The sequence below is a fragment of the Methylobacterium sp. BE186 genome (assembly GCF_031457035.1).
Lineage (GTDB): Bacteria > Pseudomonadota > Alphaproteobacteria > Rhizobiales > Beijerinckiaceae > Methylobacterium > Methylobacterium segetis.
In genome coordinates, this window is record NZ_JAVDVV010000022.1 from 51,564 (window position 1) to 65,731 (window position 14,168).

13 protein-coding genes are annotated in these 14,168 nt (G+C 69.0%); 7 read left to right on the plus strand and 6 right to left on the minus strand.

Annotated elements, in window-relative coordinates; genetic code table 11:
- Positions 1 to 14: 14 nt before the first annotated feature.
- The 3 genes from J2X36_RS19775 (at position 15) to ldtR (ending at position 2,206) form a co-directional block, all read left to right on the plus strand.
- Positions 15 to 1,076, plus strand: coding sequence for an enoyl-CoA hydratase/isomerase family protein (locus J2X36_RS19775; protein ID WP_310352936.1), 1,062 nt, complete (start codon positions 15 to 17; stop codon positions 1,074 to 1,076).
- A gap of 1 nt (position 1,077) precedes the next feature.
- Positions 1,078 to 1,530: a DUF6163 family protein gene (locus J2X36_RS19780; RefSeq protein WP_310352937.1), complete on the plus strand. Its 453-nt coding sequence runs from the start codon at positions 1,078 to 1,080 to the stop codon at positions 1,528 to 1,530.
- 163 nt (positions 1,531 to 1,693) lie between these two features.
- Entirely contained in the window at positions 1,694 to 2,206 is a 513-nt protein-coding gene (gene ldtR, locus J2X36_RS19785; protein WP_132255687.1) for a transcriptional regulator LdtR, read from the plus strand.
- A 325-nt stretch (positions 2,207 to 2,531) separates the two neighbouring features.
- On the opposite strand, the gene pqqA (J2X36_RS19790) is transcribed toward ldtR, so the two are convergent.
- The 3 genes from pqqA (J2X36_RS19790) to pqqA (J2X36_RS19800) form a co-directional block, all read right to left on the minus strand.
- Positions 2,532 to 2,621 carry a pyrroloquinoline quinone precursor peptide PqqA gene (pqqA, locus tag J2X36_RS19790; RefSeq protein ID WP_109888207.1) on the minus strand — a complete coding sequence of 30 codons (90 nt, stop codon included), beginning with the start codon at positions 2,619 to 2,621 and terminating at the stop codon, positions 2,532 to 2,534.
- A 69-nt stretch (positions 2,622 to 2,690) separates the two neighbouring features.
- Positions 2,691 to 2,780 carry a pyrroloquinoline quinone precursor peptide PqqA gene (gene pqqA, locus J2X36_RS19795; RefSeq protein ID WP_109888207.1) on the minus strand — a complete coding sequence of 30 codons (90 nt, stop codon included), beginning with the start codon at positions 2,778 to 2,780 and terminating at the stop codon, positions 2,691 to 2,693.
- 65 nt (positions 2,781 to 2,845) lie between these two features.
- Entirely contained in the window at positions 2,846 to 2,935 is a 90-nt protein-coding gene (pqqA, locus tag J2X36_RS19800; protein ID WP_109888205.1) for a pyrroloquinoline quinone precursor peptide PqqA, read from the minus strand.
- A 510-nt stretch (positions 2,936 to 3,445) separates the two neighbouring features.
- Between pqqA (J2X36_RS19800) and mgtE the strand changes: the two genes are divergently transcribed.
- Both mgtE and J2X36_RS19810 read left to right on the plus strand, forming a co-directional pair.
- Positions 3,446 to 4,816 carry a magnesium transporter gene (mgtE, locus tag J2X36_RS19805; RefSeq protein WP_310352943.1) on the plus strand — a complete coding sequence of 457 codons (1,371 nt, stop codon included), beginning with the start codon at positions 3,446 to 3,448 and terminating at the stop codon, positions 4,814 to 4,816.
- 180 nt (positions 4,817 to 4,996) lie between these two features.
- Positions 4,997 to 5,695 (plus strand): protein-L-isoaspartate(D-aspartate) O-methyltransferase, encoded by a 699-nt coding sequence (locus J2X36_RS19810; protein ID WP_310352944.1) that lies wholly within the window; start codon positions 4,997 to 4,999, stop codon positions 5,693 to 5,695.
- Between the two features lie 109 nt (positions 5,696 to 5,804).
- Here the strand turns inward: J2X36_RS19810 and J2X36_RS19815 are convergent, their stop codons facing one another.
- On the minus strand, positions 5,805 to 5,972 hold the full coding sequence (locus J2X36_RS19815) for a hypothetical protein (protein ID WP_310352945.1): 168 nt from the start codon (positions 5,970 to 5,972) through the stop codon (positions 5,805 to 5,807).
- Between the two features lie 588 nt (positions 5,973 to 6,560).
- Between J2X36_RS19815 and J2X36_RS19820 the strand changes: the two genes are divergently transcribed.
- Together J2X36_RS19820 and J2X36_RS19825 are read left to right on the plus strand one after the other, a co-directional pair.
- Positions 6,561 to 9,686 (plus strand): ATP-binding protein, encoded by a 3,126-nt coding sequence (locus tag J2X36_RS19820; protein WP_310352946.1) that lies wholly within the window; start codon positions 6,561 to 6,563, stop codon positions 9,684 to 9,686.
- On the plus strand, positions 9,683 to 10,333 hold the full coding sequence (locus J2X36_RS19825) for a response regulator transcription factor (protein WP_132256075.1): 651 nt from the start codon (positions 9,683 to 9,685) through the stop codon (positions 10,331 to 10,333). The genes J2X36_RS19820 and J2X36_RS19825 overlap by 4 nt, the downstream gene beginning before the upstream one ends.
- Before the next feature lie 13 nt (positions 10,334 to 10,346).
- Here the strand turns inward: J2X36_RS19825 and J2X36_RS19830 are convergent, their stop codons facing one another.
- Positions 10,347 to 10,970: a TetR/AcrR family transcriptional regulator gene (locus J2X36_RS19830; protein ID WP_310352950.1), complete on the minus strand. Its 624-nt coding sequence runs from the start codon at positions 10,968 to 10,970 to the stop codon at positions 10,347 to 10,349.
- Between the two features lie 47 nt (positions 10,971 to 11,017).
- Entirely contained in the window at positions 11,018 to 14,152 is a 3,135-nt protein-coding gene (locus tag J2X36_RS19835; protein WP_310352952.1) for an efflux RND transporter permease subunit, read from the minus strand.
- Positions 14,153 to 14,168: the final 16 nt, after the last annotated feature.

A 14,168-nucleotide genomic window follows, 5' to 3' on the forward strand; every position in this document is an offset into this window, starting at 1 on the left:
GAGACCCGCAGAGCATGACGAGCGAGGCCGGAGGCGAGATCCTGTTCGAGCGGCGCGGCCCCCTCGGTCTCGTCACCCTCAACCGGCCGAAGGCGCTCAACGCCCTGTCCCTGCCGATGATCCGCGCGATGCACGCGCAGCTCCGCGCCTGGGAGGAGGATGATTCCGTCAGCCGTGTCGCGGTCCGCGGTGCGGGCGGGCGCGCCTTCTGCGCGGGCGGCGACATCCGCCGGATCTACGAGGTTGCGCGGGCCGGGGACGAGGCGGAACTCTACGCCATCTGGGCGGGCGAGTACGGGCTCGTCGCCTATGTGGGCCGCTACCCGAAGCCGTACCTCTCGCTCATCGACGGGATCGTGATGGGCGGCGGCGTCGGGATCTCGCTTCACGGCGACTACCGGGTCGCGGGCGCGAACTACGCCTTCGCCATGCCGGAGGTCGGGATCGGCTTCTTCCCCGATGTCGGGATGACGCATTCGCTGCCGCGCCTGCCCGGGCGCACGGGCTCCTACCTCGCGCTGACGGGCGCCCGCATCGGCGCCGGTGACGCCCTCGCGGTCGGGCTCGCCACGCATCATGTGCCCGCCTCCGCGTTCGACGCGCTTCTCGACCGGCTGTCCGACGGCGTGGCCGTGGCCGACGCGATCGAGGCGTACGCCGCGCCAGCGCCTCAGGCCGGCCCGCTCGTTGCGCAACGGGCGGATATCGACGCCTGCTTCGAGGCCGAATCGGTCCCCGAGATCCTGGCCCGGCTCGACGCGCGGGCCGAGGCCGGCTCCGCCTTCGCGGCGGAGACGGCGGCGCTCCTGCGCACGCGCTCGCCGACCAGCCTCTGCATCGCCCGCGAGCAGATGCGGCGGGGACCGAATCTCAGCCTCGCCGAGGCCATCCTCGCCGAGTACCGCCTCGTCACCCGCCTGATGGAGGGCACGGACTTCTTCGAGGGGGTGCGGTCCGTGATCGTCGACAAGGACAGCAAGCCCGCTTGGCGGCCTGCCCGCCTCGAGGACGTTGATCTCGATGCCGTTCGGGCGGCCTTCGGGCCGTCGGGCCGGCCCGAGCCGCGGTTCGCCTGAGATGCGCGGGCCGGGACGCCTCGGTCGCGCCGCGGTCGGGGACCTGTCGGGCGACCGGATCGAGCGGGGGGCGAGCGCGCCGCGCACGACCTGGGACACGATCCTCATCTGGTTCATGCGCATCACCGCGCTGCTCTGGCTCGCCAAGGGCGTCCATGCCTGGGCGACCATCCTCGACGTGGTGCCCGGCGCCAGAGCCTTCGAGACCGAGCCGGTCGGCCGGCAGGCGGTGATCGTCTATCTCGCGGTGATCGACCTGACGGCCGCGGTCGGGCTCTGGCTGACCAGCGCCTGGGGCGGCGTGATCTGGCTGCTCGCGGCGACGTCCGCGCTGACGCTCGCGGTGCTCACACCGCAGCTTCTGCCCGCGCCTCTGCCGCTTCTGATCGCGCAGGCAAGTATTGTTGCAGTTTACTTTGCATTATCCTGGTTCGCGGCCCGCGAGGGCCGGTAAATGGAAGGTTGACGGGACTGTTTCAGTTTGCATTTACCCAGAGAAGTAAATCGCGAATTCATCCTGTCGCTTAAATCGCCTTTCATTCCCGACCCATACGTTGAGCCCATAAGCGGCGCCGAACCTCGCGGCGGCCGGCACAACGAACCGGGTGAGGCACACGATGAAGAACCAGGCCATCAAGGTTGTCGAAACCACCTCCGCCCCCGACGCCTCCGTGGCGAGCGGCTCGTACCTCGAGGCGCTGCACCTCGTGGAGCGCCTGCACCGGCGCCTGCTCGACGTCATCAAGGACGAGTTCGAGCGTCGCGGGCGCGAGGACGTCAACAGCGTCCAGGCCCTGCTCCTCTACAATATCGGCGACAAGGAGCTGACCGCGAGCGAGCTGCGGACCAAGGGCTACTATCTCGGCTCGAACGTGTCCTACAACGTTAAGAAGCTCGTCGAAGCGGGCTACCTGCACCACGCCCGCTCGAAGACTGACCGGCGCTCGGTGCGCATCAGCCTCACCGACAAGGGACGGCAGGTGCACGAGATCATCCAGGGCCTCTACGACAAGCATGCCCGCACGATCCAGCCGATCGGCGGCATCTCGGACGACGATTTCGGACGGCTCAACCTTGCGCTCGGCCGGCTGGAGCGCTTCTGGACGGACCAGATCCGCTACCGCCTCTGACGGCGGGCCGGCTGCGGCCGGAGGGCACATCCCCTGGCGGGAAGGCCGCTGCTCCGCTCCTGCACGGTGAGGCGGCTGCGCGATCTGCGGAGATCATGTTGCCGGCCCACCACGGGCGCAGGGTCGACATCCGAATCAGGTCACACACGACAACAGCCGGGATGCCCTTCGCGGGGCGCCCGGCTGTCGCGCATCGTGCATGTCCGGTGCGCGCGAGCCGGGCGGATCGGAGACCACTTCCCGCGCTCGGGTCCAACAAAAGGAAAGGGCGCCGCTTCCCGAGGGAAACGGCGCCCGAAGCCGGTTCGCTGAAGCGACCGTCAGCTTAGTGGAAGGTGTCGATCTCAGCCGACTCGTAGCTGGTGACTTCCATGCCGACGCAGACTTCCTGGACGATGGGGGCGGACCACTTCATGATGGATCTCCTGTTGGATTGACGGGAAGGACTTGAAACACGCTCGGCTCGTCAGAGCCGCACGAAGCCTTAGTGGAAGGTGTCGATCTCAGCCGACTCGTAGCTGGTGACTTCCATGCCGACGCAGACTTCCTGGACGATGGGGGCGGACCACTTCATGGCGTTTCTCCAAGGTTAAGCTTCAGTTTCGAAGGAGTGCTCGGTTCATCCGAGCCATCAACACCTTAGTGGAAGGTGTCGATCTCGGCGGACTCGTAGCTGGTGACCTCCATGCCGACGCAGACTTCCTGAACGACGGGGGCGGACCACTTCATGACGTGTCTCCTTCGCTTTCGATGAAGGGAACATAGGCGATGTGTTGGGCGCAATACAAGTGGGCCCTACACTTATATTTCTCATAGGAAGGGGGAGGCGACCGGATCCGGCTCGGCGCAACGCCGTGCGGGATATGATTTCCCTGTCGCATCAAAGAGATGGTGATGGTGGTCCCGGCTTTCAACCTCTCCGCCCCCGCACGTTGCCCGGCTCGTGCCAGCGCGTGGCGCCAACAGGCGGGACATGCAGGGAAGTGCAGGTTTCGCCCGAGCGTGGACCGCTTGACGGAACCGCCGTCCCGGCGCACCACCCCGGCGCCCGCGGCGACTCGCTGAGCCGCCGCGGCTCAGGACACCGTCGATCCCGATATGCCCAACGACAGTTCCGACCGATCGTGCAAGCCCGGCCCTGCGCCGCGCAGCCGTCCCGCCTGACGCCCTGGGGCGCCCGCCGGGGCGCCCGTGGCGGTCCTGGCCGGACGCACGCCGCAGGACCCGGAGGCGAGACCCATGACCGAAGCCCTCCTCCTCGACGCGCGGGTCGATCCCGCCGTGCTCGCCGCGCGACTGTCGGACGAGCGCGCCCCCGACATCGTCGAGGCTCTGAACGAGGAGGCACCCGAGGTCGCCGCCGCGATCCTGCTCGGGTTGCCCCAGGAGCGGGCCGTCGAGGTTCTGGATCAGCCCGAGCTCGAATGCGCCGCCGACATCATCGAGATGCTGCCCCGCGACCGCGTCGCCGGCTACCTCTCCGGCATGTCGGCCGATCGCGTCACCGACATCTTCCGCGAGATCGAGGAGCCGGGGCGTTCGGATCTGCGCGCCCGCCTCGACGCGGAGACCCGCGGCGCCGTCGACCGGCTCAGCGCCTACGGCGAGGAAACGGTGGGCTCGCTGATGACGACGGAATTCGTCACCGTCCCGGGCAACTGGACCGTGGGCGAGACCCTCGACCATGTCCGCAGCGTCGAGAAGACCCGCGAGACCATCTACGCGATCTTCGTGCTCGATCCGCGAACCCGCGCGCTCACGAAGTCGGTGCCCCTGCGGCGGCTGATCTCGGGCGATCCGGGCGACAACGTCCTCTCGGTCGCGCCCGGACGGCGTCCGCTCGCCGTCTCGCCGACCGCGAGCCGCGAGGAGGCGGCGCGGCTGATCTCGAAATACGATCTCCTGGCGCTGCCCGTGGTCGACGCGGTCGGCCACGTCATCGGCATCGTCACCGTCGACGACATGATCGACGCCATGGTCGAGAAGCAGACGCAGGACGTGCAGCGCTTCGGCGGCATGGAGGCGCTGCCCGAGCCCTACATGGACATCGGCTTCTTCACGATGATCCGGAAGCGTGCCGGCTGGCTCTGCGCCCTGTTCCTCTCCGAGATGCTGACGGCCTCCGCCATGCAGAGCTTCGAGGGAGAGCTGGAGAAGGCCCTCGTGCTGACGCTGTTCATCCCGCTGATCATGTCCTCGGGGGGTAATTCCGGCTCGCAGGCCACCTCCCTGCTGATCCGGGCGCTGGCGCTGCACCAGGTCCGGCTGCGCGACTGGTGGCGCGTGGCCCTGCGCGAATTGCCGACCGGGCTGCTCCTCGGCGCGATCCTGGGCGCCATCGGGATCGTGCGCATCGTGATCTGGCAGAAGGCGGGCTTCTACGATTATGGGCCGCACTGGCTGCCCGTGGCCGCGACCGTCGGGGCGGCGCTCGTCGGCATCGTCACCTTCGGCTCGCTCGCGGGCTCGATGCTGCCCTTCGTGCTTCAGCGCATCGGCTTCGACCCGGCCACCGCCTCGGCGCCCTTCGTGGCCACCCTCGTCGACGTGACCGGGCTCGTCATCTACTTCTCCGTGGCGCTGCTGATCCTGAAGGGGACGCTTCTGTAGGTCCATCGGCGGCGGGCCGCTGGCCCGGCCGCCGCTCTCGGCTCGCGCGGCACGGTCCTCGGGATGCACGCGGGCGAGGAAGGGGACGCCTCGCATCTCCGCGACGCTGCGGTCGCGGGAACGGGTCCGTCCCCGCCGCTTTGTCCCATCGGAGCCGGCCGGTTCGCGTCGGGTACGGGCATGGCGGATTTCGCGGGCCAGCGCGCGCGCATGATCGAGCGGCAGATCCGCTGGCGCGGAGTCACGGATGACCGCGTCCTCGCCGCGATGTCCGCCGTCCCGCGCGAGGTCTTCGTGCCCGAGGATCTGCGCGGATCCGCCTATGACGACGCGCCGCTCCCGATCGGCGGCGGGCAGACGATCTCCCAGCCCTACATCGTCGCCCTGATGGTCGAGGCTGCAGCGATCGGCCCCGAGGACCGGGTGCTGGAGATCGGAGCGGGTTCCGGCTACGCGGCGGCCGTGATCGGATGCCTCGCCCGCGAGGTCGATGCGGTCGAGCGCCATCCCGTCCTGGCGGAGGCCGCCGCACGACGCCTCGACGGCCTCGGCTACCGGAACGTGCGCGTGCACCGAGGCGACGGAACGCTCGGTCTGCCCGCGCAGGCGCCCTTCGACGTGATCCTGTCATCCGCCTCCGCGCCCGACGTTCCGGAGGCATTTCGGCAGCAATTGCGGGAGGGCGGGCGGCTTGTCATGCCCGTTGGCGGACGCCTGAGGGAGCAGGTGCTGGTGCGCGTGCTGCGCCGGAGCGACGGTGCCTTCGAGACCCGGTCCCTCGGGCCGGTAAGCTTCGTGCCCCTCATCGGGGCGGCCGGGTGGCCGGAGGATCCGCCCGCCGGTGCACCCGATCGGCGTGGCGAGTGCGCCGCCGTCTGACGCGCCGGGCTCGAGCCGGACGACGAAACCCCGCCGAAGGGGGTCGGCGGGGTATCAGGCAGAACGGACCGCCGACGATGGCCGGCTGCTCCGGCGTTCTCGGCTTGGCTCAGGCGGCGAGACGGGCCTGGGCAGCGATGTTCTCGTTGCTGGCGACCTGACGGGCTTCCTGGATCGAGGTGCCTGCCTTCGGCGAGAGAGCGTCGGCCGCGACGATCGCGAGGATGGGGTTGACGGCGAGGGCAGCGGCGGCGGCGACGGCGAGAAGGATGGTCATGATCTGTGTCCCGTGGCGAATTCGATGACCGGAATTTGGCACCGCAGCATGGGATTTGGTATACCACACGCCACACGGCCGACATGCGTGACGTGCATGCGATTGCCGTCAAGAATTTCCAGAATCGGCATTAAATTGCGTGAAATGCAGGAAATTTCCGATTTTGGGGCGCGTTGTACGCATAGGGAGGGCAGCCGGAGGAGCCTGCTCGGCTGTGTCGGTGGCACTGAAGATTGATGTGCGCTGCAACGAGAAGGCAGGCGGATTAAGACGTTGGCCGGGAACTTGCCGCACGTCTGAGCAGATTTTGTGCGGCAAACTACTGAGCCGATCACGTCCGCAACATTTATCTAATGTTAAACCTCGGAAGCATGTCGAGGTGGTGTTAGTACCAGGTCTAATACCAGTCTTCGTGTGGCAGAAAAGCTGTCACGGAGACAAATTCCCCAAACAAAGGTTGGTCCGAAGCCGGAAGTCTCTTGTCAACACTTTATGGTCGTGCTCAAGATCGTACCAACTTGCAAGTGTGCAAAAACGGACGGACCAGTGTCCTGGGTTGTTAGCACGGATCGGGTCAGGCGCCTCGCCATGACCGGGAAGCGCAAGGCGCCCCGCGTCTGGCCGTTCTCGTTCTACCTCGCCGTGTTCGCTCTCGTCTTGACGTTGCCGCTGCTCGGGATCCTGACCTTCGTCACCAGCCGGTTCATCCAGTCCGAGCGCTCGAAGCTCGAAGGCGTCTCGATCGAGGCCAACATCGATCTCGGCCTTCTGGTCGAGCGCGACCTGATCACGCTGATCGCGGCGCTCAAGACGCTGGCTGCCACGCCGGTCATCGACGGCGACTTCGCCCGTCTCCGGCATCTCGGGCAGGAGGCTCTCGCGGGCCGCCCCGGCGACCTGATGCTGCTCGACGGCGAGGGACGGGACGTGCTGGCCGAAGGCGGCCCGCGCTGGGTTCCGGAGGCCCTGCGGCCCGCCGCCGTCTGGCGGTCGGAGGAGCCGGGCCGGGTCGAGATCTCGGATCTCCTGCCGCTCGTGCCGGGCCGGGGCCGGCTGGTCACCATCGCGCTGCCCGTGGTGACCGCGCAACATGAGCGATACGCCCTGGTCTTCGCGCTGCAGCCCTCGCATTTCACCGAGCTTCTTCGCTCGGCACGGCTCGGTCCACCGCATTTCGGGGCTCTCGTCGACCGCACCGGGACGATGATCGCGCGTACCGTCGAGAGCGACCGGTTCATCGGAACCCGCGTGACCGAACTCCCCGCCATGGAGGGCGCGTCTGGCCGCATCGACGCGATGAACGTGGGCGGCATCGAGGTCCAGCGGTTCTACCGGCGCTCGCCGATCTCCGGGTGGTTCGTGCTCACCTCGGTCTCACACGCCGCCCTCCAGAAATCGACCCGGCAATCCCTCTGGCTCCTCGCGGCCGTGGCGGCGTCTCTCATGCTGATCGCGGTCCCCTGCGCGGTGGTCCTGACCCGGCGCATGCGCTACGCGGCGCGCCTGACCATGGACGGCGCCCGCCAGCTCGTGCGCGGCGAGCCGATCGACCGCCGCAGCACCGGCATCGCCGAATCGGACATGGTCTGCCACATCCTGGCCGAGGCGTCGGACCGCCTGCGCGACCAGGCGGAGAGTCTGCGGAGCACCAACCTCGAACTGGAGCGGCGCGTCGCCGACCGCACGCGGGAACTCGCCGACAGCCACGTGCTGACCGAGAGCATCCTCGAGAACAGCCCCGACATCATCAAGGTGCTCGACGTGCGCGGCCGCATCGTCTTCACGAACGACCGCTGCCGCAACCTGCACGGGGCCGACCCGCGGACGGTCGCGAAAGGCAGGCTGTGGTCGACTTTCTGGCCGGGCGAGGGCGGCAAGGCCGCCCGCGAGGCGATCTCGCTGGCCCAAAGAGGCCGGTCGAGCCGCTTCACTGCGTGGCGGCGGACCGCGGAGGGCGAGCAGCGCTGGCTCGACGTGCTCGTGACGCCGATGGTCGGCGCGGACGGCCTGACGCGGCGCATCCTCGCGATCTCGCGGGACGTCACCGCCCACCACGCGCGCGACGAGGAATTGCAGGTCGCCAAGGAGAAGGCGGAGGCGGCCTCCGTCGCCAAGGCGGAGTTCCTGGCGACGATGAGCCACGAACTGCGCACGCCGCTGAACGGCATCCTCGGATACGCGGACCTTCTCGGCTCCGACCGTACCCTCACGCAGGCGCAGAGCCGGCGCATCGGGCGCATCCAGGACGCGGCGGGCGGCCTCCTGCGGATCGTCAACGACATCCTCGACCTCGCCAAGATCGAATCGGGCGACGTCACCCTGGAACTGCGCCCCTTCTCCCTGAAGGATCTCGTGGAGAAGGCCTCGGCCATCGTCATGCCGATGGCCCAGGCGAAGTCGCTCGCCCTCGACATCGAGATCCAGGACGGCCTGCCGCCCGCGCTTCTCGGGGATCCCGACCGGCTGAAGCAGATCATGCTGAACCTGCTCGGCAACGCCATCAAGTTCACCGAGGTCGGGCGCGTCGTGCTGAGGGCCGAGGCGCCGCCCTCGACGGACGGGCGCTGCCACCTCGCGATCCAGATCTCCGACACCGGCATCGGCATCCCGGCCGAGCTCCAGCACCTTCTGTTCCAGCGCTTCTCGCAGGTCGATGCCGGCAGCGAGCGGCGCTTCGGCGGCGCCGGCCTCGGCCTCGCGATCTCGCGCCACCTCGTGGAGCAGATGGGCGGCCGCATCGAGGTCGAGAGCGCGCTCGGCACCGGCTCGACCTTCCGCGTCTTCCTCGACCTCGCGGTGGCCGACATGTCCGCGGGGCCCGCCGAGGAGGTGCCGCTCGCCTGCAGCGCCTTCGAGGCCAACGTCCTCGTGGTGGAGGACATCTCGCTCAACCGCGAGCTGATCGGCGAGTTGCTGAGCGCCCTCGGAGCGAACGTGGACATCGTCTCCTCCGGCGAGGAGGCGATCGCCGCCGTCCAGGCCAAGGATTATGATCTCGTCCTGATGGACGAGCAGATGCCCGGGATGAGCGGCAGCGCCGCCACCCGCATCATCCGAGACCTCGACCACCCCGCCCGCGACGTTCCGATCATCGCCTGCTCCGCCGACGTGCTCTCGCATCATCTGCGCCGCTTCGAGGAGGCCGGGATGAACGGCCACGTCGGCAAGCCCCTGACGCAGGCCGCGCTCGCGAAGGTTCTGATCCGCTACGCGTTCCGCCTGCGCACGCATCCAGCCCGGCTCGACCTTCCGAAGGCCGCGGAGGTCGCGGCGAGCCCGGCCTCGGGACGTCACTGGCTGTCCGACGAACGCCTCGACGCGGCCCGCGGCAACCTGCGCGAGGACATCCGCATCCTCCGCGAGACGATCGAGGGCGGGGACGACGAGGCCGCCGCGTGCAAGGCCCACGCGATGATCTCGACGGCCTGCATCCTCGACTTCCCCGGCCTGAGCAAGGCCGCGCAGGCCTTCGAGGCGGCGGTGAAGCGGGGGGAGCCGGACGGGGCGGAACGCGAGCAGATTCTCGACTGCCTCGACGCCACGGTCGCGGCGATCGGCGAGGCCCGCGCCGCCCAGCGCTCCCGCAGCATCGTCGTGCCGGAGACGGCACTGCCGGCCGAAGAGCATCCGTCCCCTGACGGAGGCGTGGTTGAGACTTCCTACCGGAGCCGTCTCATGAAGCGGCTCCATTCTCGCGCAGGTGACAGACCATGAGCAGTCCAGGCGCCGTCGCTCTCGTCGCCGACGATCACGAGTTGTTTCGTGCAGCCGTCGCCGATCTCCTGAAGCGCGATTGCGGCTTCACCTCGGTGATCGAGGTCGGGTCTCTCGACGAGGCCATGCAGGTCCTCGGCGAGCATCCGGAGATCAGCCTCGCCTCGTTCGATCTCGCCATGCCCGGCGTCGGCAATGCCACGAGCCTGCGCAGCGTGCGCGAGGTGTTTCCCAAGGTCCGGGTCGTCGTCGTCACGGGGTCGGGCGGGCGCGAGGACATCCTGCTGGCGCTCCAGGCCGGTCTGCACGGCTACGTGCCGAAGACCCTCGGGATCTCCGAGATCGCCAACGCCTTCCGGACGGTTCTGGCCGGCAACATCTACGTGCCCGCCGTCGTGACCGAGTTGCCGCCCCAGCCGGCGCCGCCTGCCGTCGCCGTGCCGGCACGCCTGCCGGAGCTCGCGGGCAAGCTGACGCCCCGCCAGCAGGACGTGCTGCGGCTGATCCGCTGCGGCCGCTCGAACAAGGAGATCGCCATCGCTCTCGGTCTCACCGAGAATACGGTGAAGGTGCATGCGAACGCCCTCTACCGGGCGCTGGGGGTGCACAACCGCTACGGCGCCGCGCACATGCCGGACCCGGCCTGACGGATCCGGGCCGCTAGCCCTCGGCCCGCAGCCCCGTCAGCAGGAAGTCGATCATCTCGTCGACCGTCGGCTGCTCGCGGTCGGCGCACTGGGCGATCAGGGCCGGATGGCAGAAGCGCACGATCGCGGTCTGCACGCAGCGCGCCGCCGCGCGCGGGTCCGCCACACGGAATTCGCCCTCGCGGGCGCCCTCCGCCACGAGGGCGACCAGCAGGTCTTCCACGCGGCCGATATGGCCGTGGATCACCTCCCAGCTCTCCGCCATCGCCACCTCGACCATGTCGTGCATGCGGCGGTTCGCGGTGAACTGGCCCGCGCTCATCGAGTGCATCGTGCGCACGAGCCGACGCAGGCGCTCGCGGGCGGGCGTTCCCGTCTCCCGGACGATGCGGCCGAGTTCCGCCTCGATCTGTGCGAGCATCCGCTCGGCCACCGCCTCGTTCAGCGCCTTCTTCGACGGGAAGAAGCGGTAGACGTTGCCGGGGCTCATCCGCAGGGCCGCCGCGATGTCGGCGACCGTGGTCTTCCGGTACCCCATGTCCCGGAACAGCCTCTCGGCGATCGTCAGGATGCGCGAGCGCAGGTCTCCGGTATCGCTGTCGGTCGAGGTGTCGCGGGCGAGGTCGGTCACGGTCATCGGTGGCAGAACGCTTGTACGCAGGAAAAGACCATCCGGGCGGCCCGTCATTCCGCCGCGACGGCGAGGTGGGGCACGGGGGCTCGCGCCTCAGTGTGGGCTCCGGGCGCCCCCGCGTCCAGCGTACGGCGGAACCAGAGGGCGTAGAGCGCGGGAAAGAACAGCAGCGTCAGGAAGGTCGCCACGAACAGCCCGCCCATGATGGTGATCGCCATCGGCCCCCAGAAGGCGCTGCGCGACAGCGGGATCATGGCGAGGATCGCGGCGAGCGCCGTCAGGATTACGGGCCGGGCGCGCCGCACCGTCGCCTCGACGATGGCCTGCCGCCGAGTGTGGTGGCCCGCGGCCACGTCCGCCTCGATCTGGTCGACGAGGATGACGGCGTTGCGCATGATCATCCCGGCGAGCGCGATCAGCCCAAGGAGCGCCACGAAGCCGAAGGGCCTGCCCGAGAGGTTGAGGCCGAGCGAGGCTCCGATCAGCCCGAGCGGCGCGGTGAGGAAGACGAGGAAGAGGCGCGAGAAGCTCTGGAGCTGGATCATCAACAGGGTGAGCATCGCCAGGATCATCACGGGGAAGAGGACGAAGAGCGAGGCGTTCGCCTTATCCGCCTCCTCGACCGCCCCGCCGATCTCCAGCCGGTAGCCCGGCGCCAGCGAATCGCGGATCGGCTTCAGCTGCGGCCAGATCGCGTTCGTGACGTCCGGCGGCTGCACGCCGTCGACGACGTCGGCCCGCACGGTGATCGCCATGTCCCGGTTGCGCCGCCACAGGATCGGCTCCTCATGGGCGTATTCGAGCCGGGCCACCTGCGCCACCGGAACGGCGACGCCGTTGCGGGCGAGGACCGTGAGGTCGCCGATCCGGCCGAGATCGAGCCGCTCGGCCGCGTTGGCGCGGGCCACCACGCCGACCTGCTCGATGCCCTCGCGCACCGTCGTCACGGTGATGCCGGTCAGCAGCGTCTGGAGCGTCTGCGACACGTCCTGCACGTTGAGGCCGAGGGTCCTCGCCCGCTCCTGATCGACGACGAGGCGCACGCTGGGCGCCATCTCGTTCCAGTCGAGTTGCGCCTCCACCGTCCTGTCGTTGGCGCGCACCACGTCGCGGACGCGATAGGCGACGTCGCGCACCTTGGCCGGGTCGGGTCCCACCACGCGGAATTGCACGGGGAAGCCGACCGGCGGCCCGAAATTGAAGCGATCGACCCGGACCCGCGCCTCGGCCAGCGCGCCGGCCGCCACCGCCTTCTCGAGGCGCGCCTTGACGCGCTCGCGCGCCGCCACGCCCTTGGCGACGATGACGATCTCGGCATAGGCCTCGTTCGGCAATTCCGGGTTGAGGCCGAGCCAGAAGCGCGGCGAGCCCTGACCGACATAGGCGGTGAAGGTCGCGACGTCCGGGTCGTCCCGCCCGATCAGCGCCTCGGCGCGCTCGACGCTCGCCCGCGTGGCGCCGATCGCGGTTCCCTGCGGCAACCGCAATTGCAGGAACAGTTCGGGCCGCTCGGAGAGCGGGAAGAATTGCTGCTGCACCTGTCCGAAGCCGACCACCGAACCGACGAAGACGGCGAGCGTGGCGAGCACGGTCGTCTTGCGCCAGCGGACACAGGCCCGGATCACCCGGCGCAGCGCGCGGTAGAGGCGCGTGTCGTAGAGTGCGTCCGGATCGCCGTGCACGGCGTGGCGCTTGGCGAGGTCCTTCGGCAGGAGCAGCACCCCGAGATAGGGCGTGAACACGACGGCCACGAACCACGACACGACGAGGGCGATCGCCACCACCCAGAAGATGCCGCCCGCGTACTCGCCGGTGGAGGAATTGGCGAATCCCACCGGCAGGAAGCCCGCCACGGTGACGAGGGTGCCGGTCAGCATCGGGAAGGCGGTCGATTCCCAGGCGAAGGCGGCAGCCCGCATCCGGTCCCAGCCCTGCTCCATCTTCACCACCATCATCTCGACCGCGATGATGGCGTCGTCGACGAGGAGCCCCAGCGCGATGATGAGGGCGCCCAGCGTGATGCGATGCAAATCGATGCCCATCGCCTGCATCACCACGAAGGTCATGGCGAGGACGAGCGGCACCGAGAGCGCCACCACGATGCCGGTGCGCCAGCCGAGCGACAGGAAGCTCACCAGCAGCACGATCGCGAGCGCCTCCACGAAGGAATGCTCGAACTCGGAGACGGCCTCCTCGACCACCTTCGGCTGGTCGGCGATCTGCTCCGCGGCGATGCCCCGCGGCACGGCCTGCAGGAACTCGCCGGTCGCGGCCGCGACCGCCTTGCCGAAATCCAGGATGTTGGCGCCGCGCGCCATCACCACGCCGACGCCGAGGGCGGGCTGCCCGCGCTGGCGCACGAGTTGGTCCGGCGGATCGGCGTAGCCCCGGCTGACGCTTGCCACGTCCCCGAGGCGGAAGGTGCGCCCGTTCGCCTCGACCGGCGTCTCCGCCACCGCCCGCACGCCGTCGAGCGCGCCCGTGACCCGCAGCGGGATGCGCTGCGCCTCCGTCTCGACGGTGCCGGCGGGCGTCACCGCGTTCTGGCGAGCGAGCGAATCGAACAGGGTCTGGGGCGTCAGGCCGAGGGTGGCGAGCTTGGCGTGGCTGAATTCCACGAAGATGCGCGGCTCCTGCACGCCGTAGAGGTTCACCTTGGTGACGCCCTCGACCTTGAGGAGGCGCTGGCGCAGGCCCTCGGCCACCTTCTTCAACTGTCCGTAATCGGCGCCCTCGCCGGTGAGCATGTAGAGGATCGAATCGACGTCGCCGTACTCGTCGTTGACGCTCGGGCCGATGACGCCGGCCGGCAATTCGCCCCGCACGTCGTCGAGCTTCTTGCGGATCTGATAGAACAGGGTCGGCACTTGGCCGGCCGGCGTGTTGTCCCGGAAGGTGACCTGCATCGCCGCGAAGGAGGGCTTCGCGTAGGTCATCACCTTCTCGAAATGGGGGAGCGTCTGCAGCTTCTTCTCGATGCGGTCGGCCACCTGATCCTGCATCTCGCGGGCGGTGGCACCCGGCCAGATCGCGGTGACGACCGCGACCTTGATCGTGAAGTTCGGGTCCTCGGCTCGGCCGAGGCGCAGGAAGGCGAGGGTCCCGCTCGCCGCCACGGCGAGGATCAGGAACAGCACCACCGCGCGGTGATGGACCGCCCATTCGGAGAGATTGAAGCGCTTCATGGGATCGGCTCCCCGG

Excerpts from the sequence above, each read along its gene's own strand:
- J2X36_RS19775 (WP_310352936.1), top strand. The coding sequence starts at position 15 with ATGACGAGCGAGGCCGGAGGCGAGATCCTGTTCGAGCGGCGCGGCCCC.
- J2X36_RS19780 (WP_310352937.1), top strand. The coding sequence starts at position 1,078 with ATGCGCGGGCCGGGACGCCTCGGTCGCGCCGCGGTCGGGGACCTGTCG.
- ldtR (WP_132255687.1), top strand. The coding sequence starts at position 1,694 with ATGAAGAACCAGGCCATCAAGGTTGTCGAAACCACCTCCGCCCCCGAC.
- pqqA (WP_109888207.1), bottom strand. The coding sequence starts at position 2,621 with ATGAAGTGGTCCGCCCCCATCGTCCAGGAAGTCTGCGTCGGCATGGAA.
- pqqA (WP_109888207.1), bottom strand. The coding sequence starts at position 2,780 with ATGAAGTGGTCCGCCCCCATCGTCCAGGAAGTCTGCGTCGGCATGGAA.
- pqqA (WP_109888205.1), bottom strand. The coding sequence starts at position 2,935 with ATGAAGTGGTCCGCCCCCGTCGTTCAGGAAGTCTGCGTCGGCATGGAG.
- mgtE (WP_310352943.1), top strand. The coding sequence starts at position 3,446 with ATGACCGAAGCCCTCCTCCTCGACGCGCGGGTCGATCCCGCCGTGCTC.
- J2X36_RS19810 (WP_310352944.1), top strand. The coding sequence starts at position 4,997 with ATGGCGGATTTCGCGGGCCAGCGCGCGCGCATGATCGAGCGGCAGATC.
- J2X36_RS19815 (WP_310352945.1), bottom strand. The coding sequence starts at position 5,972 with ATGACCATCCTTCTCGCCGTCGCCGCCGCCGCTGCCCTCGCCGTCAAC.
- J2X36_RS19820 (WP_310352946.1), top strand. The coding sequence starts at position 6,561 with ATGACCGGGAAGCGCAAGGCGCCCCGCGTCTGGCCGTTCTCGTTCTAC.
- J2X36_RS19825 (WP_132256075.1), top strand. The coding sequence starts at position 9,683 with ATGAGCAGTCCAGGCGCCGTCGCTCTCGTCGCCGACGATCACGAGTTG.
- J2X36_RS19830 (WP_310352950.1), bottom strand. The coding sequence starts at position 10,970 with ATGACCGTGACCGACCTCGCCCGCGACACCTCGACCGACAGCGATACC.
- J2X36_RS19835 (WP_310352952.1), bottom strand. The coding sequence starts at position 14,152 with ATGAAGCGCTTCAATCTCTCCGAATGGGCGGTCCATCACCGCGCGGTG.